The 22,144-nt window shown below is 56.6% G+C and carries 19 protein-coding genes; 5 read left to right on the forward strand and 14 right to left on the reverse strand.

The annotated features are described in order from the left end of the window. The first annotated feature begins 5 nt into the window (after window positions 1-5). The gene (locus JJO78_RS11555; protein ID WP_151982582.1) at window positions 6-1,982 is read left to right on the forward strand and encodes a M48 family metallopeptidase; all 1,977 of its coding nucleotides are present in this window, start codon (window positions 6-8) and stop codon (window positions 1,980-1,982) included. Between the two features lie 18 nt (window positions 1,983-2,000). On the opposite strand, the gene gspD is transcribed toward JJO78_RS11555, so the two are convergent. The 6 genes from gspD to JJO78_RS11585 form a co-directional block, all read right to left on the reverse strand. Next, on the reverse strand, window positions 2,001-3,953 hold the full coding sequence (gspD, locus tag JJO78_RS11560; protein ID WP_085679995.1) for a type II secretion system secretin GspD: 1,953 nt from the start codon (window positions 3,951-3,953) through the stop codon (window positions 2,001-2,003). Window positions 3,954-3,985: 32 nt separating this feature from the next. Next, a complete protein-coding gene (locus tag JJO78_RS11565; protein ID WP_036210102.1) occupies window positions 3,986-4,837 on the reverse strand; it encodes a type II secretion system protein N in 852 nt (283 codons plus the stop codon). Between the two features lie 5 nt (window positions 4,838-4,842). Next, window positions 4,843-5,637, reverse strand: coding sequence for a type II secretion system protein N (gspN, locus tag JJO78_RS11570; protein ID WP_075196452.1), 795 nt, complete (start codon window positions 5,635-5,637; stop codon window positions 4,843-4,845). A gap of 166 nt (window positions 5,638-5,803) precedes the next feature. Then, complete coding sequence (groL, locus tag JJO78_RS11575; protein ID WP_036210097.1) at window positions 5,804-7,456, reverse strand: chaperonin GroEL; 1,653 nt, start codon at window positions 7,454-7,456, stop codon at window positions 5,804-5,806. Window positions 7,457-7,521: 65 nt separating this feature from the next. Next, window positions 7,522-7,809 carry a co-chaperone GroES gene (groES, locus tag JJO78_RS11580; RefSeq protein WP_007155569.1) on the reverse strand — a complete coding sequence of 96 codons (288 nt, stop codon included), beginning with the start codon at window positions 7,807-7,809 and terminating at the stop codon, window positions 7,522-7,524. Between the two features lie 162 nt (window positions 7,810-7,971). Next, window positions 7,972-8,559 carry an FxsA family protein gene (locus JJO78_RS11585; RefSeq protein ID WP_036210095.1) on the reverse strand — a complete coding sequence of 196 codons (588 nt, stop codon included), beginning with the start codon at window positions 8,557-8,559 and terminating at the stop codon, window positions 7,972-7,974. A gap of 97 nt (window positions 8,560-8,656) precedes the next feature. On the opposite strand from JJO78_RS11585, the gene JJO78_RS11590 reads away from it, so the two are divergent. After that, window positions 8,657-9,418 carry an SDR family oxidoreductase gene (locus tag JJO78_RS11590; protein WP_151982585.1) on the forward strand — a complete coding sequence of 254 codons (762 nt, stop codon included), beginning with the start codon at window positions 8,657-8,659 and terminating at the stop codon, window positions 9,416-9,418. Window positions 9,419-9,594: 176 nt separating this feature from the next. Here the strand turns inward: JJO78_RS11590 and JJO78_RS11595 are convergent, their stop codons facing one another. From JJO78_RS11595 to JJO78_RS11605, 3 genes are read right to left on the reverse strand one after another with little or no spacing between them, the layout of a single operon-like run. Then, window positions 9,595-9,906, reverse strand: coding sequence for an MGMT family protein (locus JJO78_RS11595; RefSeq protein WP_085679988.1), 312 nt, complete (start codon window positions 9,904-9,906; stop codon window positions 9,595-9,597). Further along, window positions 9,903-11,288: an AmpG family muropeptide MFS transporter gene (locus JJO78_RS11600; RefSeq protein ID WP_407716498.1), complete on the reverse strand. Its 1,386-nt coding sequence runs from the start codon at window positions 11,286-11,288 to the stop codon at window positions 9,903-9,905. The genes JJO78_RS11595 and JJO78_RS11600 overlap by 4 nt, the downstream gene beginning before the upstream one ends. 15 nt (window positions 11,289-11,303) lie before the next feature. Further along, window positions 11,304-11,786, reverse strand: a complete 483-nt coding sequence (locus JJO78_RS11605) for a YajQ family cyclic di-GMP-binding protein (RefSeq protein ID WP_036210083.1) — start codon at window positions 11,784-11,786, stop codon at window positions 11,304-11,306. 146 nt (window positions 11,787-11,932) lie between these two features. Between JJO78_RS11605 and JJO78_RS11610 the strand changes: the two genes are divergently transcribed. Further along, window positions 11,933-12,901: a response regulator gene (locus JJO78_RS11610; RefSeq protein WP_151982587.1), complete on the forward strand. Its 969-nt coding sequence runs from the start codon at window positions 11,933-11,935 to the stop codon at window positions 12,899-12,901. Between the two features lie 283 nt (window positions 12,902-13,184). Further along, entirely contained in the window at window positions 13,185-14,210 is a 1,026-nt protein-coding gene (locus JJO78_RS11615) for an AraC family transcriptional regulator (RefSeq protein WP_075196456.1), read from the forward strand. Here the strand turns inward: JJO78_RS11615 and JJO78_RS11620 are convergent. From JJO78_RS11620 to JJO78_RS11640, 5 genes are all read right to left on the reverse strand, one after another. After that, on the reverse strand, window positions 14,207-15,418 hold the full coding sequence (locus JJO78_RS11620) for an argininosuccinate synthase (protein ID WP_036210071.1): 1,212 nt from the start codon (window positions 15,416-15,418) through the stop codon (window positions 14,207-14,209). The two genes, JJO78_RS11615 and JJO78_RS11620, sit on opposite strands and share 4 nt — an antisense overlap. 181 nt (window positions 15,419-15,599) lie before the next feature. Beyond that, on the reverse strand, window positions 15,600-16,001 hold the full coding sequence (gene fliS / locus JJO78_RS11625) for a flagellar export chaperone FliS (protein ID WP_007154096.1): 402 nt from the start codon (window positions 15,999-16,001) through the stop codon (window positions 15,600-15,602). Between the two features lie 36 nt (window positions 16,002-16,037). After that, complete coding sequence (gene fliD / locus JJO78_RS11630) at window positions 16,038-18,029, reverse strand: flagellar filament capping protein FliD (protein ID WP_085679976.1); 1,992 nt, start codon at window positions 18,027-18,029, stop codon at window positions 16,038-16,040. Window positions 18,030-18,211: 182 nt separating this feature from the next. Next, entirely contained in the window at window positions 18,212-18,652 is a 441-nt protein-coding gene (locus JJO78_RS11635; RefSeq protein WP_041332462.1) for a flagellar protein FlaG, read from the reverse strand. Between the two features lie 71 nt (window positions 18,653-18,723). Beyond that, complete coding sequence (locus JJO78_RS11640; RefSeq protein WP_007154099.1) at window positions 18,724-20,226, reverse strand: flagellin N-terminal helical domain-containing protein; 1,503 nt, start codon at window positions 20,224-20,226, stop codon at window positions 18,724-18,726. A 382-nt stretch (window positions 20,227-20,608) separates the two neighbouring features. On the opposite strand from JJO78_RS11640, the gene JJO78_RS11645 reads away from it, so the two are divergent. Continuing rightward, the gene (locus JJO78_RS11645; protein WP_085679970.1) at window positions 20,609-22,120 is read left to right on the forward strand and encodes a flagellin N-terminal helical domain-containing protein; all 1,512 of its coding nucleotides are present in this window, start codon (window positions 20,609-20,611) and stop codon (window positions 22,118-22,120) included. The last annotated feature ends 24 nt before the right edge of the window (window positions 22,121-22,144 follow it).

Raw genomic sequence — 22,144 nt, forward strand, 5'->3', positions numbered from 1 at the left:
TTGCCATGGCACATCCCGGTTTTTTCCAGCGCCAGGCCAGCGCCCGTCGCAACACGGGCTTGCTGGTGGCTCTGTTTCTGGCCGCGGTCGTGATCATCACGCTCCTGGTTTGTCTGGTGGGTTATCTGGTAACCCGCAGCGAATACACCGGGCTGGCGTTTGCCGACTGGCTACTGAGCCGCCATGGGCTGTATACAGCGATAGCGGTCGTTGCCCTGATCGGTATTGGCTCTCTGATCCGCTGGGCGGACCTGTCGGGCGGTGGCGAGCGTGTTGCAAAAATGGTCGGCGCCCGTGCGATTGACCCCGCCACCAGGGACACCGACGAGCGTAGGCTTCGCAATATCGTGGAAGAAATGTCCATCGCCAGCGGCATCAGTGTGCCCGATCTTTACGTGATGGATCATGAAACCGGCATCAACGCCTTTGTGGCCGGCTATACGCCCGGCGAGGCGGTCATGGTGGTGACCCATGGGGCCCTGACACAACTCACCCGTGATGAGCTCCAGGGCGTCGTTGGTCACGAGTTCAGCCATGTTCTCAACGGCGATATGCGTCTGAACGTCCGTTTGATCGCCATCCTGGCCGGCATCCTGATGATCGGACAGATCGGTGCCTTCCTGCTCAGGGCATCCTTCCACCGCTCCCACGTCTCCAGCCACTCATCCCGTGACCGTCGGGGCCAGGCTGTTTTCGGGCTGGTAGGTTTGGCGTTGCTGGTAATCGGCTATGTGGGCGTATTCTTCGGAAGACTGATTCAGTCCGCGGTATCACGGCAACGGGAAATGCTGGCGGATGCCTCCTCGGTACAATTCACCCGTAACCCCGAAGGCGTTGCCGGCGCGCTGTTCAAGATTGGCCTCAAAGGGGGCTATCTGGACACCACCAGCCATGCCAGTGACATGAACCACATGTGTTTTGGCGAAAGCGCACGCATGAAATTTGCAGCATTGCTGGCGTCCCACCCTCCGGTTCAGGAGCGTATCGAAGCCATCCAGCCGGGTATGTTTGCCCGCCTTCGCAGCAGGCTTAGAGACAGCGAACCGGGAAGTGCCCTTCGATCCATGGGCTCGCTCCAAACCTCCGAAACCAGTGCAGATACGGCCCATGGAGCGGTTTCCGGCTTCAGCGCAGCCAGCCCTCGCGCCTCCACATCGCCCCTGAACACCCGGCCATCGGCAGATATCTCAACGACGGTAGGCACCGTCAACAAACGCAGCGAAGACTACGCCGTGGACCTTCTCAACCGACTGCCATCAACATTTCGCAACCTGCTTTACACCCGGGCCGGCGCCATTCAGCTGTGCTATGCGCTACTGATCTACCAGCTTCCTGAGTCATCGCAACAGAAACGACTGGCGCTGGTCACCGCCAACGCCCTCTTTGCGCCCAACGCCGACCTGTTGAACAAACTGCTGCCCGCCCTTACCTCACTGGGCGAGACAGTACGATTCCCGGCGCTGGAACTGGCCATGCCGGCCCTGAGAAAGCTCGATCCGGATGAGCGCAACCAGTTAATGTCGTGTACGGAGGTGTTGATCAGGGCAGACAACCGACTGAGCCTCTACGAACTGGCCATGCATACCTTTCTTCGCCGCCACCTGGCGGGAGACTCGGCCCGCCCGGTTCCGGTACGCCATCGCAGCTACCGGACAGTAACCGACCAGTTGCAAGTGCTGTTCAGCCTGATGGCCCGGGCGGGTGCTCGTCAGGGCATCGACAGCCAGGGACTGTTCACTGAGGCGATGGCAGGTTTTACCGACGGACCTAAGGAGCCGGAACTTCTGGAGACGGTGTCGATCAAGCATCTGCGGGATGCGCTTTTGGTGCTGAACACCCTGTCGCCGCTGCTAAAACCGGCAATTCTCGACGCTTGCGGCCATTGCGTGCTTGCGGATGGAGAGATCAAGACCACGGAATATGAGTTGATCCGCCTGGTGGCGGATCAACTGGACTGCCCGATGCCGCCACTGGCAGCCTGAGATCAGCCCCTTGGCCGATCAGTCAGGCTGAGGCCGGAACAGCGAGTCTTTCGTTGGCGGTCTTTCCGGGTCTGGCAGGCCCAGCTTCTTGCGCACACCGAGATTGATCTCCCACAGGCTCTGAAACTTCTCATCCGTGGCGGCTACAGCATCGGCCTTGCCAAGCATGATCGTCGGGCGCAGGAATACCAGCAGGTTGCGTTTCACCCGGCGCTCGGATTCGGAGGAAAACAGACGCCCCAACACCGGGATGTCGCCCAGCAGGGGAACCTTACTCTTATTCACCTGCAAATCATCGGTTGTCAAACCACCCAGAACGATGGTTTCGCCATCATCTGCCAAGACCGTAGTCTTGATTTCACGCTTGTTGGTAATGATATCGGAGGCGGACTCCACGCTGTCACCAATATTCTCGGTGGTCTGCTCCACCACCAACCGTACAAGACCATCGGCGCTGATAGTGGGTGTCACCTTCAGGGTGAGACCGATATCGCGACGCTCAATCGTGGTAAATGGGTTGGTTGTACCGTCACCTGTGACAGTGGACTGACCGGTACGGAAAGGTACGTTCTGGCCAACGATGATTTCGGATTCCTGGTTATCCAGGGTAATGATACTGGGAGTAGACAGCAGATTTGCCGCCGCCGAGGTCGACAGAGCCTGCAGCAGCACGCCCCAGGAAACGCCGTTTTCATTCCGCTGGCCTGCGCCAATGGTAATACCGCCGGTGGCCGGTGCAATCACCGAATCAGAAAGGATCGCACCCAATACGTCGCCCAGGCTTCGGCCGACGTTGTTGAAGTTAGTGCCGGCTACTGGCGTAGACTCGCCGGATTCATCCCCCAGCGCCAACTGGACGCCCAGATCCTGCCCCAGTTCATCGCTGATTTCGACGATGGCCGCCTCAATCATTACCTGGGCACGACGAACATCCAGAGCCTTAACGATCATTTCAGCTTCTTGCATCATCGACGGTTCACCGCGTACCACAAGTGCGTTCAGACCCTCGTCAGCGAACACTGAAAAGCTCGTATTACGCCCGCTTCCGGTACTGCCGCCAGCACCACCTGAGCCCCCAGTGGATTCCTTGGCCACCTCACCCATGACACCCTTGAGAATCTCGGTAAGATTCTCCGCGTCCGCGTGGCTCAGGCGAATGACCTTGGTCGTACCGCCGGTGGCTGAGGGCTGGTCCAGCTTCCTGATCAGCTCCCTCATCTTGTCACGGAAGGTTTCATCCCCCCTGAGAATAAGCCGGTTGCTGCGCTCATCGGCCGTTACGCTGTACTTGCGGGCAGCGTTATCGCCACCACCCTGGCCCAATTCCGCCGGAGCCAGTTCCTGCAGCAACTCGACCATATCGCCCACCCAGGCCTCTTCGAGCTGGATCACCTCCACCTCGTATTTGGACGGACTGTCGAGCTCTCTCACAATCTGTTCGATGCGCTGGATATTGGAAGAGTGGTCGCTGACGATCAGGGCGTTGGCGGCCGCCACCCCCGCCAGGTGGCCATACTTGGCCACGAGCGGGCGCAGGATGGGCACCAGTTCGAGGGCATTGGCGTTATCGATCTGGATAACACGGGTAATCAGCTGCTCTGAGGGTACCTCCGTAAACCGCTCCAGCGACTCAGCGGATTGTTTGGCGTCCACCTGCTGAACCACCTTGATCACTTCCTCGCCGGGAATGGCGGTGAAGCCATGCACCTGCAACACAGCCAGGAACAGGTCGTAAATCTCGTCCTTGTTCATGGGGGCGCTGGACAGGACGGTCACCTTTCCCTTTACCCGTGGATCCACAACAAAGCTGTAGCCGGTGATATCGGCCACCTGGGTCACAAAGGCGCGAATGTCGGCGTCCTTGAGGTTCAGTCGCCAGGTCTCCGTTTCCTGCCCGTAAGCAACAGACATCAGGGGCATCAGCAGGGCCAGAACAAAGGCCCGGAATAATTTGGATCTGTGGTTAAGCATCTGGCGTTATTGTCCTGTATCGTTAAATCCGTTCATCGCCACTGTTCAGGTATGGCATAGCTCACGGTCAGAATGGATCCGTCCCGTTCAATTTCTATTTCCAATTGCGGCTCAGACCGCCAATTCTCAAAAAGCATCATATCCTGCTCAAGATCCCCCAGCCGCTGGCCATTGACGGCAGTGATGACGTCACCGGCCCTGAGGTTGACAGCATTGAGCATGGCATTGGAACCATCGTACACATAACCGGACGTACCTCCCTCCCCGGTCGGGCTCAGCCCGTATGGTGCAAGCGCCGCAACTCCCTGGGAATCAAGCTGTTCCCGTGCTTCACTCAGGAACTGCTCCGGCGAAGACGCCGGTTCCGCCAAATCTTCTTCCACGCCCTCAACCAGGCCAGTGGAAAGCTGTTCTTCAAACGTCAGGGTTTCGTATTGCCCATTCCTGCGAATCAGCACCCGGCCTGGTTCCACTTCCGCCAGTTCGGCGTTACCGGGCAAGACCTCACCCACACGATAGTGCTCAGTTACTCCATTGCTTCCCGCAACTATAGCACCGGAGTCCTCCGGGCGCTCTGCCACCAGCACACCTTCAAGCCTGAGGTTGAGCCTGGTTTCCGGTGCCGACCGGCGTACCACTTCTGCGACACGGGTTTGTTCTTCCGCCCTGCCAAACACCTGATGGGCCGCCAGTGGCTGTAATCGGCCGCCACCTGAAGCGCTCGCGCGGCTGTCAGAGGCGGGTGCCATGGCCACCGGGCGGTCATCCCAGGCGATGAGCCAGGTTGTCTGCGCCAGTACCAGAGCAACATAAACCACGAGGCCCGCCAGTAACAAATTGGCCAGCAACCGGGGCAGTCGCCGGCTACCGATAACAGCCGCCATTGCTGTCACAGAGCACCTCCCGGAATCAAGGGCTGCTTGACCCTGAAGACGACATCACTGGGGTTAGCAGAATCTGGCCAGGGTTGGTCGGCCAGGTCGATCATGCGTTTATAGACTCGCAACTCCATCATACCGTTCCAGCGAATCTCGGCATCCGCCGCGGGGCCATCGCCGCCCTGCTCCGAGATGACCAGCGCAACGCCATCGGCCGTACTGTCCATCGTCGCCAGCATGGGCGGGAAATCTGCCTGGCCAATATTATTCCCCATGGGCCAGGTAACCTGGCCTCCTGCCCAGCGGCCAACGCCGTCGGCCTGGGTCACGCGGTTGTCCTGCCACGACAACACCAATCGATCAATGGTGACGTCACCTTCGATGACGGCTCCACCGCTGCGTCGGATCAGGTCCTCAAATTCAGCGACTGCCAGATGGCCACTGGCGTTGAGGGTGCCTGCCCCCTGCCATCCGAGACTAACATTGCCATCCACGGAAGACTGTGACGACGACACTGAAAAATCGACGGGTAACGATAATCCAGAAACGGACGGCATGCCCAGCCGCCACTCAAGCCTCACAGGATAACCGGCGACCACCACGCCGGCAGCGCCTGACCAGACCCTGCCAGACACCTGACTGACCTGGACTTCCGGCGGAAGCGCAACATAGGCAGACGCCTGATGCCAAAGCCATCCGGCCGGTACGAGAACCACCAGCGCCACCAGATAAACCAGCACACCGGCCAAGGTCAGCAGGAACACTTTGCCGGGTCTGAGAAAGGCTTTTGCTGGGGTTTCGCTCATACAGTGTCACAAAGATAAATGGCCGGTTGCCGAGTCTAGCAAAGCCATTTCGCAAGTTCATGACAAAAAAACAAAAAACCCCGCATCGGTGTGAACCAATGCGGGGTTTTCCGGGTTTATGGGGCCATTCCTCAGAAATTGAGAATTGGTCCGGGTCCGGTCGGCATTACATCATGCCGCCCATGCCTCCCATTCCGCCCATGCCACCCATGTCCGGCATACCGCCGCCGGCGCCTTCTTCTTCCGGCTCGTCCGCAATCATCGCCTCAGTGGTGATGATCAGGGAAGCCACGGAAGCGGCTGCCTGCAGCGCGGAACGGGTCACTTTGGCCGGGTCAAGGATACCCATTTCCAGCATGTCACCGAACGCTTCGGTAGAGGCGTTATAGCCATAGGCACCTTCGCCTTCCATGATCTTGTTCACAACAACGGAGGCTTCACCACCGGCGTTGGTCACGATCTGGCGCAGCGGAGCTTCCATGGCACGGCGCAGGATGTTAACGCCCGCCTTTTGCTCTTCGTTGATGGCGTCAACCTTGTCCAGAGCCGCGATGGCGCGAATCAGAGTGACACCGCCGCCCGGCACAATGCCCTCTTCAACCGCAGCGCGGGTGGAGTGCAGAGCGTCTTCAACGCGGGCCTTCTTCTCTTTCATTTCCACTTCAGAACCGGCGCCAACCTTGATGACGGCTACACCGCCAGCCAGCTTGGCCACGCGCTCCTGGAGCTTTTCCTTGTCGTAGTCGGAAGAGCTGTCTTCAATCTGCTTACGGATCTGCTCAACGCGGGCTTCGATATCACCCTGAGCACCAGCACCGCCAATAATGGTGGTGTTTTCCTTGGTGACGTTGACGCGCTTGGCAGTACCCAGGTCATCAATGGTGGTGTTTTCCAGAGACAGGCCGACTTCTTCGGAAATAACAGTGCCGCCAGTCAGAATAGCGATGTCCTGCAGCATTTCCTTGCGGCGGTCACCGAAGCCGGGTGCTTTTACAGCATTTACTTTCACAATGCCGCGCATATTGTTCACGACCAGGGTCGCCAACGCTTCACCTTCGATGTCTTCAGCAATAATCTGCAAAGGCTTACCAGCCTTGGCCACAGATTCCAGAACGGGCAGAAGCTCACGGATGTTGGAGATCTTCTTGTCAACCAGCAGGATGTACGGGTCATCCAGTTCGGTGGACATGTTTTCCTGGTTGTTGATGAAGTACGGAGACAGGAAGCCACGGTCAAACTGCATGCCTTCCACTACGTCCAGCTCGTCTTCCAGGCCACGGCCTTCCTCAACGGTGATAACGCCTTCCTTACCCACTTTCTCCATCGCGTCTGCGATAAGCTGGCCGATGGTCTCGTCGCCGTTGGCGGAGATCGTGCCTACCTGGGCAATGTTGCGGCTGTCGTCACAGGGCTTGGACAGGTCACGGATGGCCTGTACTGCTGCGATTGTCGCCTTGTCGATGCCACGTTTGAGGTCCATCGGGTTCATGCCGGCAGTAACGGCCTTGATGCCCTCACGAACAATGGCCTGTGCCAGAACGGTCGCAGTGGTGGTGCCGTCACCGGCGGTATCGTTGGCCTGGGAAGCAACTTCCTTGACCATCTGGGCACCCATGTTCTCGAACTTGTCTTTCAGCTCGATTTCCTTGGCGACGGATACGCCGTCCTTGGTGACGGTTGGTGCGCCGAAGGACTTGTCCAGAACAACGTTGCGGCCTTTCGGGCCCAAGGTTACCTTAACTGCGTCCGCCAGGATGTTAACACCCTGAACCATGCGTTTACGGGCGCTGTCACCGAATCTAACGTCTTTTGCTGCCATGTCATCTATTCCTGTTCGTTAAACCCAATTCAATCGTTCAATCGGATTGCTGCGTAACCGAGCGTTTACTCGAGAACGCCGAAAATGTCGTTTTCGCTCATGATGAGCAGGTCTTCGCCGTCAACCTTTACGGTGTTACCGGCGTACTGGCCAAAGACCACGGTGTCACCCACCTTTACCGCCAGCGCACGGGTTTCGCCATTGTCGAGAATACGGCCATTTCCTACGGCGATAACTTCACCCTGGGACGGCTTCTCTTTGGCATTACCCGGCAGTACGATGCCACCAGCTGTTTTCTCTTCTTCTTCCTTACGGCGCACGACAACACGATCGTGTAGCGGACGAATTTTCATTGCTCGATATCTCCAATGTCAGGTTAGGTTTGGCAATGATGGTTGCGTTAAAAGCCGGGGCTTTTAACCAACTGTTTTACAGCGGTTATTAGCCCGCAGCGAACTTGTGAGACCTATGTGGGGGTGGCCGATGCGTTTTCAACACTTCCCCTGAAAAATTTTTCAGTTTTTTTTCGGACCGCCATCGCCGTGATCACTATCCTCTCGGCCTTCGGTATTCCGGTTCAGACGATCGTAGTCGCGCTCGGTTTCGTCGCGGTATTCCCCTTCAATAATGTCATCGTTCCTGTCGAAAGGATTTTGACGCCCGAACGGCCCTTCGCGGCCACCAAAGGGCCCCTGCCCCTGGAAAGGCCCCTGCTGGCCAGCGGTAAATGTGAAACCGCCGGACTGGCCGGCCACCACCATTCGCTTCAGGGCCTGGGCGGCGAACCAGTGGCGGGTGCCCGGAATCAGGCAAAGGAAGCCAATGGTGTCGGTGACGAATCCCGGCGTCAGCAGCAGGGCGCCGCCCACGGCCAGAATCAGGCCTTCCGCCACTTCCTTCGCTGGCAACTCACCACTATTGAGCCTCTGATTGGCTTTCAACAAGGTGGCGAGCCCTTGCTGCCTCAGCAGCGCGGCACCAATGATGGCCGTCAAGAGGACAAGGCCAATGGTATTCAGGGCGCCAATCATGGTGCCAACTTTGATTAATATCGTCATTTCGACGATGGGCATGACAATGAATAAAAACAGAAAAATGCCCAAGGGAGCCTCCGTGGATGAGCGTTGGTCTGGTTGCTGCGACCGTAAAAACCTCTGATATACTCGCCGCTTCCGCTAATGCTTAACCTTAGGGCAAAACATGAAACTTCAAGATTCCGTGATCGCAATTACTGGCGGCGGCCAGGGTTTGGGCCGAGCCATGGCTGAGTATCTGGCAGCCAAAGGGGCTCGTCTGGCGCTGATTGATCTGATGCCGGAGAAGCTGGAAGAGGCTGCAGCCGCCTGTAAGAAAGCCGGTGGCGATGCCAGAACCTATATCTGCAATGTTGCCAAGGAAGACGATGTCGAGAAGACATTTGAGGCTATCGTAGCGGATTTTGGTCAGCTTAACGGGTTGATTAACAACGCTGGCATCCTTCGGGATGGGCTGATGGTGAAGGTTAAGGACGGCCAGGTTGAGAAGCGCATGGAGCTGTCGCAGTGGCAGTCGGTGATTGATGTGAATCTGACGGGGGTTTTCCTGTGCGGCCGTGAGGCGTCTACGCAGATGATCAAGAATGGCGATCAGGGTGCGATTATCAACATTGCGTCGATTTCCCGTGCCGGAAATATGGGCCAGAGCAATTATTCTGCCGCCAAGGCGGGGGTTTCGGCGTTGGTGCCGGTGTGGGCCAAGGAGCTTGCCCGTTATGGCATTCGGTGCATGGGGATTGCGCCTGGCTTTATCGAGACTGAGATGACGGCTTCGATGAAACCGGAAGCCCTTGAGAAGATGACCGCTGGTATTCCCCTGAAGCGTATGGGTAAGCCGGAGGAAATTGCGTCTGCGGCGGCGTTTATTTTTGAGAATGACTATATGTCGGGGCGGATGATTGAGATTGATGGGGCGCTTCGGCTGTAGGTTTTGAGCTTTGCCCCTCTCTGCTACCTAGCCTGAAGGGTTTGGGGGCTGGCTAGGGGGTGGTGCCAAATTTTTCTTGGAAAAAGAACTCGCTTTGCTCGGACATCTTTTTCTGGCAGAAAAATTTGGCACCACCCCCTGCCCGACTGTACTCCGATGTATATCAACCCAATAAACTACGGGCGCCAGCCGAACTGCTTCATTGATATTCGTCCATCTACAACGACGACTCCTTCCTCCCGCAAGCTCTGGGCTTGCGTCTCAAAAGCCTCGCTGCCGATGGGGAAGGCGATCTGGCCATTGCTTCTGATCACGCGATACCAGGGAATGGCGTGCCCTTCTGGGAGTTTTCCCAAAGCTTTACCGATATACCGGGCCTGCCGGCCCAGGCCGGCCATATCTGCGATCTGGCCGTAGCTGGCTACGCAGCCAGGGGGGATAGCGGCGACAACCTGCCAGATTTTCTGGTCTTTGGTGGGTTCGGTCATGACGACTCAACAGCTTCGTTCCGCGGTGCCAAGGCGTCCAGGCGTTCGCCTTTGCGCATCATGTATATGGCCAGCAGTATGGCGGGAACGCCCATTATGCCGGCAACCAGGAAGAATTCTGCGTAACCGAATCCGGCCACGACGATGCCGGAGAAGCCGCCGATGAATTTTCCGGGCAGTGTCATCAGGGAGCTGAACAGGGCGTACTGGGTAGCGGTGAAGGCCGCGCTGGTCATGCTGGACAGCCAGGCTATCAATGCTACATTGGCGATGCCGCCACTGAGATTGTCGGCACTGACCACCAGTGCAAGGGTGACAATGTTGGGCGGGTATTGTGCCAGAACGACGAAAAGCAGGTTGGTGGCGGCGGTCATGATGGCGCCGGCCAGCAGGATGCGACGTACGCCGTACCGTACTACGAGTACACCACCCACCAGAGAGCCGGCGATGGTCATGAAGAAGCCGAAGATTTTGGTGACGTCGGCCACCTGGGTTTTCGAGAAGCCCATGAAATCCAGATAGAAGGGGTTCGCCATAACCCCCATGGCGATGTCGGAGATGCGATACACAGCGACCATCACCAGGATCAGGATGGCGAGTTCCTTGTAGCGACGGAAGAAGTCCAGGAAGGGCCCAGCGATGGCAGCGTAGAACCATCCGATGAATCGAGCCAGGCGGGGGTTGAGGTGGGTGCGCTTACTCGCCTCATGCTCAATTTTGTCGGCGATGTCCTGGGCGGCGGCGTAGTGATTGACCCTGGGTTCCCGCACGATGAGTACCGTCACCATGCCTACTCCAACAAGCAGCGCCATCACTTCGTAAGACACCTGCCAGGACCAGAACTCCGCAAGATACAAGGCCCCGGCCCCGGCGACCAGCAAAGCCAGCCGGTAGCCGAAGATATAGGTGGCCGCCAGTGCCGCCTGCAACCGCTCTTCCGCCACTTCAATCCGGTAGGCATCAATCGCCACGTCCTGGGTGGCGGACGAGAAAGCCACCAGCAAACCGCAGAACGCCATCATCTCCGGTGCCACGGTGGCGTCCACGTGGGCCATGAGGTACAGGCCCGTTGCGATGCCCGCCTGAGCCAATAATATCCAACTCCGGCGCTTGCCCAGCAGCCTGTCGAGAAACGGCAGTTTCAACCGGTCCACCACCGGCGCCCAGAACACCTTGATGGAATAGGTTATGCCCAGCCAACTGAAAAAACCGATGGTGGCCGTTTCCACCCCGACATCCGCCAGCCTTGCGTTCAGGGTGGAGAACACCAGCAGGAACGGCAGGCCGGCCGAAAACCCCAGAAACAGGAGCGCAATGACCTGCCAACGAGTGTAGGTGTGGAGGGTTTCCTTAAGTAACGCCAGGGTGTTGCCGGATAAAATGGTGTGGCTCCCGGTTCAGTCGCGGAAATTATTGAACTGCAGTGGAATATCCAGCTCGGCTTCCTTTAACAGCGCAATCGCCGTTTGCAGGTCGTCGCGTTTTTTCCCTTTTACCCTTACCTTGTCACCTTCGATGCTGGCCTGGACCTTGAGCTTGCCGTCCTTGATCATCTTGACGATCTTCTTGGCCATGTCGGTTTCGATTCCCTGCTTCAATTGCAGATGCTGCTTGACCAGTTTGCCGGCTTTGCTTTCTCCGTCTTCGGACAGCGCCCGGGAATCGATATTGCGCTTGGCGAAGGCCATGCGCAGCATGTCCATCAACTGCTCCAACTGGAATTCCTGCTCGGCGCTGATGGTGATGCCTTTGTCGTCCAGTTCGATGTCCGCGTCCACGTTCTTGAAGTCCCAGCGATTGCCCAGCTCGCGCTTGGCCTGGTCCACGGCGTTGGTCACTTCGTGCATGTCGATTTCAGAAACGATGTCAAAAGAAGGCATGATGTGTTCTCACTTTTTACAATTATCCACGTCAGGGCACGTACAAAACGCTATACTGGTGCCCTTCTGGTTGCGCAAGGTGCCAAAGCATACCAAGACCGGGCCGGCACCGCATCTGACAATGGACTGGTGAGTAGTAGTTAACAATGCCAAATCTTGATCTTCCCATCCTCGTGGTAGACGACGCCAAATTCAGCAGTATGGTGGTGGGCCGAACCCTCCGCAATGCAGGGTACCGCGACGTGCGAATCGCCAACAATGCCCCTGCCGCGCTTGAGTTTATTGACCAACGCCCAGTCAGTGTGTTGATTGCCGACTGGTTGATGCCGGAGATGGACGGGCTGGAGCTGACCGATCAGGTCCGCCAGCAGGATGAGCAGAACAACCACTACACCTACGTGATCCTGCTCACCGCCCGGGAGAGTGTGGAGGCCCTGTCAGAAGCATTCGACCGGGGCGTCGACGATTTCATCTATAAATCGGACATGACCAAGCAGCTGATTCCAAGGATTTTCGCGGCCGACCGCATGGCGGACCGCCAGAACACCCTGCTGCGCGCCAACTCCCTGTTGATTGAGAACAACCGCGAACTGGAAAGCAGCAACATCATTGATCTTGAAACGGGCCTCTGCAACAACCGTTATGCCCGGAATAAGCTGGGCAAATGCCTGCGACAGGCGGAATCCCGAGGCGGTGCTTCTGCCTATGTGCTGTGCGGCATTCGCAACTGGCAGGAACTCAAGCGTAAGCATGCGCCCTCGGTGATGAGTGAGCTGGCCGTTGGCATCGCCCGCCGCCTGAGCCACCTGATCCGGCCCATGGACTCCCTGTGCCGCGTGGGCGACAACCAGTACGCGATTATCGCTCACTTCCCAAACAGCGATCATTGCTCCACAACAGCTTTTCGCCGCGTATTCGACGGCATTAACCACAAAGCTCTGAAAACCACGGCGGGTTACATCTCGGTTGAGGCAGGCATGGTGCTTTGCAGGGCGGATGCCCAAAACGGCACCCCCTCGGTTCATGAGATGGAGCGTGCAGCAGTTCAAGGCTTGGTAGATGCCTATGAGACCCGGCGGTTTACCGAGACCAGGCCAGAGCTTGAGAAAGCCTGAAGGAAGAGTGTCGGATTACGCTACGTAACACTGCGACACACATCACAAACAGACTTCCATGAGCGAAAGCCCTATTCTGAAATTGTGGATTTAAGCAGTATCCCCCATGGCGGAGGAGCCGAGTAGTACCTCCGCCGCCAAATGGGGAAAATCCGCAGAATTAACGAATTTTTCAGGCACTTTCGTTCTTTCCTTGTTTTTAAGCCAGCTTCATAGCTGGCTTTTTTCTTTTCTGCTTCCGTTATACTGATGGCAACAATAACCCCAAGACGTTGCCGTAATCATGAAGACCCTCGGAACCGCCTCCGTAGCAGCCCTAAGACAATATGTCCGCGCCGCCAATGCCCAAGGCCTGGATACCTCAGCACTGTTCAGCAACGCCGGGCTTGATGCGTCGATTCTCCAGACCGACGACGAGCGTATAAACGGCGAGCAGTTCCAGGCATTCATACGGCTGCTTTGTGAACAAAGCAATAACCCCATCCTCGGCCTTGAAACCGGTGACTTCGTGCAACCGGGGTCCTACAGTGTTCTCGGGTATATCACCATGAGCTCCGCCACGCTGGGAGAAGCAGTAGCTCGTATAGCCCCGTTCGAGAAACTGGTCGGCGACATGGGAACGACGCAAATTGCGGGTAGCGGCGATCACATCAAACTGATCTGGGCCTGCAACTACACCGACCCGGTCGTTCGCCCCCAGATGGTGGACAACGTCTTCGCCTCCTGGATCAACTACGCCCGCTGGCTGGCCGACAACAACGCCGCCTCGCCAGTGGAAGTACACCTCGAACACCCTTCCCCCGGGCCGGAGTTGGAGAGCGCCTACACGGAACGCTGGGGCTGCCCGGTACGTTTTCGTTCCAACGAAGATGCCATTGTTCTGCACAAAGACCTGCTGGGCACTCCCCTACGCCAGCCTGACCCACTGCTGCGAAAAACCCTGGAAGCCCACGCCCTCAGCCAACTGGCCACCCTGGAAACCGACACAGCCCTCACCAACCGGGTTAAACACAGCATTCGCAAACAGTTGATGCACGGCATCACCCGCCAGGACATGGTCGCAGACCATCTGGGCATGACCAGCCGAACGCTGCAGAGAAAACTTAGCCAGGAAGGTGTTTCGTATCAGCAGTTGCTGGACGAGGTAAGACAGGCAATGGCGGAAGATTTTCTGACGAACAGCGAACTGGGCATTCCGGAGATAGCGTTGAGGCTGGGGTACAGCGAAACAACGTCGTTTCACCGAAAGTTCAAAGCAGAGACGGGGAAGACGCCCGGAGAGTTCCGGGCGTCACGGGAGGCCACTTAAAGCTTGCGACCCTTGCCAGCCGCAATCCTTAACCGAAGCGCATTCAGCTTGATAAAGCCTTCAGCATCCTTCTGATCGTAGGCGCCCTGGTCTTCCTCGAAGGTCGCAATCTTCTCATCGAACAGCGAATCGTCAGACTTACGCCCAACCACATCCACGTTGCCCTTGTAGAGCTTCAGGCGCACGGTACCGTTTACATAAGTCTGGGTCTGGTCGATCAGCGCCTGCAGCGCTTCCCGCTCAGGGGACCACCAGTAACCGTTGTAAATCACCTCCGCATAACGCGGCATGATGCTGTCCTTCAGGTGCGCCACTTCGCGGTCCAGGGTGATGGACTCAATCGCACGGTGGGCGCGCAGCATGATGGTGCCGCCCGGAGTTTCGTAACAACCGCGGGATTTCATACCCACATAACGGTTCTCAACAATGTCCAGACGACCAATCCCGTTCTCGCCGGCGACCTTGTTCAGGTGTTCAAGCACCTCGTGAGGCTTCATGGCCTGGCCATCAATCGCCACGATATCGCCTTTCTCATAGGTCACTTCGATATAGGAAGGCGTGTCGGGCGCTGCTTCCGGAGACACACTCCAGCGCCACATATCTTCCTCGGCTTCCGCCCAGGGATCCTCCAGGTTGATGCCTTCATAAGAGATATGCAGCAAGTTGGCATCCATGGAGTACGGGCTCTTGCCCTTCTTCTTCTCCACCGGAATGTTGCGCTCGTCGCAATAAGCCAGCAGCTTCTCACGGGAATTCAGATCCCACTCACGCCAGGGGGCAATCACCTTCACACCCGGCTTCAGCGCGTAGGCACCTAACTCGAAACGAACCTGATCATTGCCCTTGCCGGTAGCGCCGTGGGAAATCGCGTCCGCACCGGTTTCGTTGGCAATCTCAATCAAACGACGGGAGATCAGCGGGCGGGCGATGGAGGTACCCAGCAGGTACTCTCCTTCGTAGATGGTGTTGGCGCGGAACATCGGGAACACGTAGTCACGAACGAATTCCTCGCGCAGGTCCTCAATGTAGATTTCCTTCACGCCCAGCGCTTTCGCTTTCTCACGCGCCGGCTCAACTTCCTCGCCCTGGCCGATGTCGGCGGTGAACGTCACCACCTCACACTCATAGGTATCCTGCAACCAGCGAACGATTACCGAGGTATCCAGGCCACCGGAATACGCCAGAACCACCTTTTTAATATCAGACATGCCCTTGCTCCAGACTGAACAGAATGGATGTATCAAAAATAAGGGGCGTATTGTACGGGACAGCGGGGGGAATGGCTATTGGGGCAAGAGTGCGACCTCGTTACTGGCCGCGGATGCCACCGGCAGGGCGCCAGGTGGCATCTTGGATAGAATGCACGGTATTCACACCAGAACGTCGTATTCAGACAGCCTGCTGTTGCTTGGAGGTAGCCTCTTCGCGGATGCCATCCCAGCCGTCTTTGATTGAGCGCAGAAGGTCCGCGACTTCATCAAGCTTAGCGACGTCATTCTTGGCATTCGCTTCAAAAAGGGTCCGCTCCATGTAGTCATAAAGCGATTCCAGGCGCACGGCCAGATCGCCACCCTTCTCGAAATCCAGAAAGCCACGGAGGCCACCGATGATTTCAATCGCTTTGGAAATCAATCGGCCTTTGCCCTCAAAATCCTTCGCCTGCATCCTGGCTTTGGCCATGTTAATGCGTTCCAACGCTCCGTTGTAAAGAAGCTGGATCAGCTTGTGAGGATCGGCATCCGTAATGCTGGTTTGGGCGTTTACGCGTTGGTAAGCCTGTAAACCGTTCATAAGTGACCTCTTTATTCGCTTTTCGTGCAATAAACATCAATTGTTATTGCGATTATTCTGTGGTGCCAGCGCAGCAAGCTGCTGGCTCACAAAGTCCTGTGTACTGTTCAGTTGCGAGATCAATGAATCCGCAGCTGTAAATTGACTCACCAGGCGCTCTCGATAGGCTGTAATTCTCTCTTCCAGCCGAATCTGATTTTCCTGAATTCGCTCCAGATCGCGGTTCAGGCTCTCGGTTCTGGTATCAATTGCACCATCGGCACCGACAAAGTTGGTGATCAGGTCAACCGTACGTTCGCCAACACCTTCAATAAATTGTATCGAGCCTCGACTTCCAGTCTGATCGCCCAATATTTGTACCTGGAGCCCAGACGCAGCACCGCTGTTTTCGCCCAGAAACAGTGTTTGCCCTTCGCCTTCAGCTGTTCTTCCGTCAATGGTACCCGCAACATCGAGGCCATCCGTGCTTGTGGCGGCATCCAATCCAAACGTAGCCGCGCTTTCAGCGGACGACAAGGTGACCGAAGACTCGCTGCCGTAGGTGGAGGAAGAGAAAACCAGCTCATCCCCAGCCCCCAGGCTCACCTGAACGGACCCATCTGACGCGTTCAGCGCGTTGTTGCTATTAAGCTGAGCCTGAATCTCGTCAACCAGATCCTGTGCACTGTTGTAAGTCTGCTGTGTAAGCTGAAGGTTAACGGAGGTATCACCATTAACCAGCAGTGAAAACTCATCATTTGTTCCGTCAATAGTAACGGGAAAAGTGGCTGCGGCATTCCCGGCAAGCGTGCCTTGGGTCGCAGCCTGGGTCACGTTGATATCATAGGTTCCAGGTTCGGTGTTTACACCACTGCGAACAAACTCTACCTGGCTGTCGGTAGCCCTGCCCTGTTCGGCAAACAAGGCCGTGACATCGTCCGGATTAGCCTTTAACTGCGCCATGAACTCTTCGCGGTCAAATTCCAGAGAGCCAGTCTCGAAATTTGTGGTAATACCCACATCCGCCAGACTTCGGACACTTGCGTCTTCAAGCCCGGGAACAACGCGGGTCAGCACTTGGCGGAGTTGGTTCTGAATACCCCGAATAACGCTATCGCCAGTCAGAAGGCTTCCGCTACCGCTCTCTGCATTGAATCCTGCCAGCGCATCAATGGTTTCCTGCAGGCCATTAAATTTCTCGACAAAGCCCTGGACACGGTCTGCTACCGCTCCGAGATCCTGTTCAACCTTAACCGTGGACGTACCAGTGGCAGTCAGATCAAATGTCAAACCATCAATGACGTTCTCAAAACTATTGGTAGAACGGGTAACCTCTACGCCATTGATACTCATCACGGCGTCCGACGCGGCGATTGTCTCATTGAGACCGGCGCCCGCATCCATTGATGTGTTAAACGCAAAACGGGAAAGCCCCTGGGCATCGGTATCCGTGCCGGCGCTGTCGCCCGATACGGAAATACTAACGGCGTTTGCCGTACCGGTTTCGTCTGCCGATAGTACGAGCTGGAAACCACTACCGGTATCGATTACGCCCGCTGAAACCCCTGCATCAGAATCGTTGATCGCGTTTGCCAGGCCCTGCAACGTGTCGTTACTGCTGTCTATAACAATATTGGTGGTGTTGTCACCAACAGAAAGCGTCATTGTTCCCTGGCCAACACTGGTCTTGTCGCGATCCGCGAATACATCACGAGACGCGAGCGCCTGAGCACTGGCGAGACTTGTCACATCGACACTGTAAGTACCGCGGTTAGCCTTGGAGCTGTCCACAGACACAGCAACGTCTTCGTTGGACGACGTTGCAGAAAAGGCTTTGAGATTATCTGGAGCACTCAATTGCCGCATTGGAAGGCGCAGCTCTGTTACTGCACTGCGAAGCGTGCCATAGGCAGAAATCAGCGCCTGGGTGCGCTCGGTTTTCTGAGCCAAACGATTTTCCGTCGGTGCCCGTTCCGCTTGCACCAACTGATCGACCAACTCGGAGGTCAGAACACCAGACCCGATACCCAACGATGATATATTTGCCATAGTATGTGCCTCCTCAGGAGGGCAATTTCCAATGCTATTCCATATATCGGCCTGAAGCGGCAAAACTTTGCCTTTTCTACCGACCAATTTTGTAACCACATGTAAGCAAAACACCGCCGGCCCCTTTCGGGTGCGGCGGTGCTGAACAACCGTTTTCAACGTCAGGCCAAGAGCGGCAAACTCTAGACCTTCGTGTTGAATAACGTCAGCGGTTCATCCTGCTGCAAGTTTTCTGCCAACCTCAACGCAACTTCATCCGGAATTTGCCGAATAACCTCTTGGGTGGACTGATCGACGACCTTGACGATCGTCTGTCCCCGCTCGTTATCCACTTCAAACTGCAAATCCCTCTGGACCGTCTGAACGAAATCGTTCAGTTGAGACACGGCATCATCCAATTTCTCTTTCTGTGCCTCACTGCGCCTTTCGAGCCTCTCAGCTTTCGAAAGTTCCTGAGCCCCGGACAACAACTCCGAACGCTCAGCAAGACCAGGTGATGAAGGTGCAGTCAGGGCGGAGGCATTCCTGCCTTCGGCCTGAGATGACGAAATTGCCCGAGCCGGAGCTTGCTCGCTGGAACGAATCAGCTTCAAATCCGGGCCATTCAGGTTAACGCCATTCATAGCTCACCTCGCTATCCTCATACAGCAGTAAACCGGGGCCCAAAGACCCCGGCCTTGCCGTTATGCCCCTGTTACTGCAGGAGGGACAGAACCTGCTGCGGGCGGGCATTCGCCTGCGCCAGTACAGAGATACCAGCCTGCTGGAGAACCTGCGCCTTGGACAGCTTAGCAGTTTCAGATGCGAAGTCTGCATCCAGAATCCGGCTGTTAGCGGCCGACAGGTTTTCGGCAGTTGTGCTCAGGTTGGCGATTGTGGATTCAAACCGGTTCTGGGCAGCACCCAGGTCGGCGCGGATACCACTGATCTGCTCAAGAGCCGCATCTGCAATCTCGATTGCGCTGTTAGCGCCTGCAACAGTACCGATGTCGATAGAAGACACTGACTGGAGGTTAGAACCAACCACGGTGTCTGCTGCAACGTTCAGAATGCTACCAGCGGTCTCGGCAACCGAGGAACTGACCGAGAACGCACCGGATGAAGCGAACTCAACAGAACCAGAAGCAATCGTGCTGTCAGTGCTGCCAGCGGTCAAAGTAACCGCACTTGGATCACCACTGCCCTGCAGCGTGGCGGTACCGGTAGCGTTACCTGAGTTGGCAAAGTCCTGCAGACGGATGTCTTTACCATCAGCCTGGGTCAGTGTGATTTCGCCACCGTTTGCTTCAGCCGTAACACCAGTGGTGCCTGAGGTATCATTGATCGCTTTGGCCAGCGCACCCAGGTCAGTGGTAGTTACCGCTGCGGAGATGGTCGCTGTGTCGCCACCACTACCAAGCGTGAAGGAAACCGTACCATCGTCAGACAGACCAGCGAGGGTTGCCGTGGTCGATGCAGTAGCCGTTACACCAGTCGTGCCGGTTTCAGCGTTAACAGCAGCCGCAATCGCTTCTGCAGTATCGCCTTGGGTAATACCAATGACCTCAGAGCCTTCAGTTCCAGAAACGGTGATGTTCTGTGTAGCAATGGTGTTGTTGGCAACCGTTGCCACATCAGCCGCAGCTACCGCAACAGAACCTGTGCCCTGGCTGACAGTGGTATCACTTTCACCGGATACGGTGTTGTTACCAAGGTCGGCACCACGAGCACCGGTCACGGATACTGAGATGGTCTGGTTAGCGTTGGCACCAACCTGGAATGACTGAGCAGTGAAGCTGCCATCCAGAAGGTTGAGGCCGTTGAACTGGGTAGTACCGGCAATACGGTCAAGCTCTTGCTTCAGCTGGTTTACTTCGCCCTGAAGTGCAGAGCGGTCAGAAGAAGAGTTGGTCGAGTTGGCCGACTGAACAGACAGCTCACGGATACGCTGCAGGATGTTGGTGGTTTCTTCCAGAGCACCTTCAGCAGTCTGAGCCAGAGAAATACCGTCGTTGGCGTTACGCTGCGCAACGTTCAGACCAGAGATCTGGGACTGAAAACGGGTCGAAATTGCAAGGCCAGCAGCATCGTCCTTGGCGGAGTTGATACGCAGGCCGGAAGACAGACGCTCCAGAGCTTGGTTAGAAAGCTCCTGGGATTTGTTCAGCTGGTTCTGAGCTGACAGTGACGCAACGTTAGTGTTAATACCGAGAGCCATATTGCTTCTCCTTCGACATATGTCGTTATTTCATGGAAAAGGAATGGCGCCCATTTTCAGTTTGGGAGCGCCTCCCTGTTATTGCGCTTAACGGCGCCCCCGTCCGTACCTTTAGAAAAAATTAACGGTATTTTGTAAGGGAATGTAAAAGCGGCAATAGTCTTCCTTATACCGCTACATGTTGACGATTGGACTCATGCTCCAGACTTCAAAACAGACTAATAAAACCAATACCAATCAATGCTTTACAAAAAAAACTCCGAAACTGGCACAACCTTCGCTTACCTCCCTGCAAAACGGCAATTAAATGAACTTCCGCCGGCAAGGCGTCCATTTTGATCGGGCACCGGGTTACCGGCATCTCTGAGCAGGGAGAAATGTTATGCCTCAGATCATCAACACCAATATCGCGTCGCTGAATGCTCAGCGAAACCTGAACACTTCACAGGAAGACTCCAACGTTGCCCTGCAGCGGCTGTCATCCGGCCTGCGCATCAACTCCGCCAAGGACGATGCCGCCGGGCTTGCCATCTCTGAGCGATTCACATCGCAGATCAAAGGCCTCAACCAGGCCATTCGAAACGCCAACGACGGTATTTCTCTGGCTCAGACTGCTGAAGGCGCGCTGGGCGAATCCGGGAACATCCTGCAGCGCATTCGGGAACTGGCGGTACAATCCGCCAACGCAACGAACTCCGCATCTGACAGGAAGGCCCTGCAGTCCGAAGTAAACCAGCTAAAAGGCGAGCTGGAGCGCATTGCCACCACCACCGAGTTCAACGGGCTGAAACTCCTGGACGGCACCTTCCAGGCCCAAAAATTCCAGGCTGGCGCCAATGAAAACCAGAGCATCGCCGTTTCCATCGAAGGCGCCCGAACCGCCGACCTGGCCAACAACACGCTCGACGCGGCCAACGCAACCCTGAACCAGGGCACCGGTTCAACAACGGCAGCGAATGCGACGTTACCCGCACAAAACACGATCGCCACGCAGAATCTCACCATTTCCAGCTCGCTGGACAGCCAGGTGGTGCCCATTACAGCAGGTGACACGGCAGAAGACATCGCCGCAGCCATCAACGACATTGGTGCCACGACGGGTGTGAACGCGACGGCAAGAACATCGGCGACCCTGAGCAACACCGCTACCACGCCAATCGCCGTGCCTCAAACCGTGTCGCTCACCCTTTCCAATGGGAGCAGCTCAGCGACCATTTCCGCGCAGATCACCGATGCAAACGACCTCTCAGCGATTGCACGTGAGGTGAACGCCGCGTCTGGCAAGACCGGCATTACCGCGGAAGTTGCTAACGACGGCAGTATCACGCTGATTCAGGAACAGGGTAAAGACATCACTATCGAAGACTTTACCGCTGCCGGCTCTCAACAGTTGGCGGTACAGGGTAGCGGCGACCCGAGCGCCATCGAACTGACAAGTGGTGGAGCTAATGCCACACGGGTTGCCGGCGAATTGACGCTGGACTCGTCCGTTAGCTTCGCCGCGACGTCTGACGCCACCCTGGCCGCAGGCAGCGTCCTGAACAGTGCGCAGAATACCGCTGCCGGCTCTACGCCTGAAGAAGTGGCAGGTATCGATATAAGCACCGTTGACGGCGCCACCAGCGCACTCGCAGTTGTGGACGCGGCATTGGAAACCATCAGTGGCATTCGTGCCGACCTGGGCGCCGCCCAGAATCGACTCGAGTCGACCATTGCCAACCTGAGCACGACCTCTGAGAACCTGTCGGCCGCGCGCTCACGGATTCGTGATGCAGACTTTGCCGCTGAATCCGCAGAACTCGCCCGCACCCAGGTGCTGCAGCAGGCCGGCTTGTCGGTATTGGCCCAGGCCAACGCAAGGCCACAGCAGGTTCTGCAGTTGCTGCAGGGTTAATCGGGTTTCGTCACAGAGTCAAAG

Origin of the sequence: Marinobacter sp. DS40M6 (genome assembly GCF_028581595.1) — a bacterium.
In the GTDB taxonomy this organism is placed as follows: Bacteria; Pseudomonadota; Gammaproteobacteria; order Pseudomonadales; family Oleiphilaceae; genus Marinobacter; species Marinobacter salarius.

Excerpts from the sequence above, each read along its gene's own strand:
- JJO78_RS11555 (WP_151982582.1), top strand. The coding sequence starts at position 6 with ATGGCACATCCCGGTTTTTTCCAGCGCCAGGCCAGCGCCCGTCGCAAC.
- gspD (WP_085679995.1), bottom strand. The coding sequence starts at position 3,953 with ATGCTTAACCACAGATCCAAATTATTCCGGGCCTTTGTTCTGGCCCTG.
- JJO78_RS11565 (WP_036210102.1), bottom strand. The coding sequence starts at position 4,837 with ATGGCGGCTGTTATCGGTAGCCGGCGACTGCCCCGGTTGCTGGCCAAT.
- gspN (WP_075196452.1), bottom strand. The coding sequence starts at position 5,637 with ATGAGCGAAACCCCAGCAAAAGCCTTTCTCAGACCCGGCAAAGTGTTC.
- groL (WP_036210097.1), bottom strand. The coding sequence starts at position 7,456 with ATGGCAGCAAAAGACGTTAGATTCGGTGACAGCGCCCGTAAACGCATG.
- groES (WP_007155569.1), bottom strand. The coding sequence starts at position 7,809 with ATGAAAATTCGTCCGCTACACGATCGTGTTGTCGTGCGCCGTAAGGAA.
- JJO78_RS11590 (WP_151982585.1), top strand. The coding sequence starts at position 8,657 with ATGAAACTTCAAGATTCCGTGATCGCAATTACTGGCGGCGGCCAGGGT.
- JJO78_RS11595 (WP_085679988.1), bottom strand. The coding sequence starts at position 9,906 with ATGACCGAACCCACCAAAGACCAGAAAATCTGGCAGGTTGTCGCCGCT.
- JJO78_RS11605 (WP_036210083.1), bottom strand. The coding sequence starts at position 11,786 with ATGCCTTCTTTTGACATCGTTTCTGAAATCGACATGCACGAAGTGACC.
- JJO78_RS11610 (WP_151982587.1), top strand. The coding sequence starts at position 11,933 with ATGCCAAATCTTGATCTTCCCATCCTCGTGGTAGACGACGCCAAATTC.
- JJO78_RS11615 (WP_075196456.1), top strand. The coding sequence starts at position 13,185 with ATGAAGACCCTCGGAACCGCCTCCGTAGCAGCCCTAAGACAATATGTC.
- JJO78_RS11620 (WP_036210071.1), bottom strand. The coding sequence starts at position 15,418 with ATGTCTGATATTAAAAAGGTGGTTCTGGCGTATTCCGGTGGCCTGGAT.
- fliS (WP_007154096.1), bottom strand. The coding sequence starts at position 16,001 with ATGAACGGTTTACAGGCTTACCAACGCGTAAACGCCCAAACCAGCATT.
- fliD (WP_085679976.1), bottom strand. The coding sequence starts at position 18,029 with ATGGCAAATATATCATCGTTGGGTATCGGGTCTGGTGTTCTGACCTCC.
- JJO78_RS11635 (WP_041332462.1), bottom strand. The coding sequence starts at position 18,652 with ATGAATGGCGTTAACCTGAATGGCCCGGATTTGAAGCTGATTCGTTCC.
- JJO78_RS11640 (WP_007154099.1), bottom strand. The coding sequence starts at position 20,226 with ATGGCTCTCGGTATTAACACTAACGTTGCGTCACTGTCAGCTCAGAAC.
- JJO78_RS11645 (WP_085679970.1), top strand. The coding sequence starts at position 20,609 with ATGCCTCAGATCATCAACACCAATATCGCGTCGCTGAATGCTCAGCGA.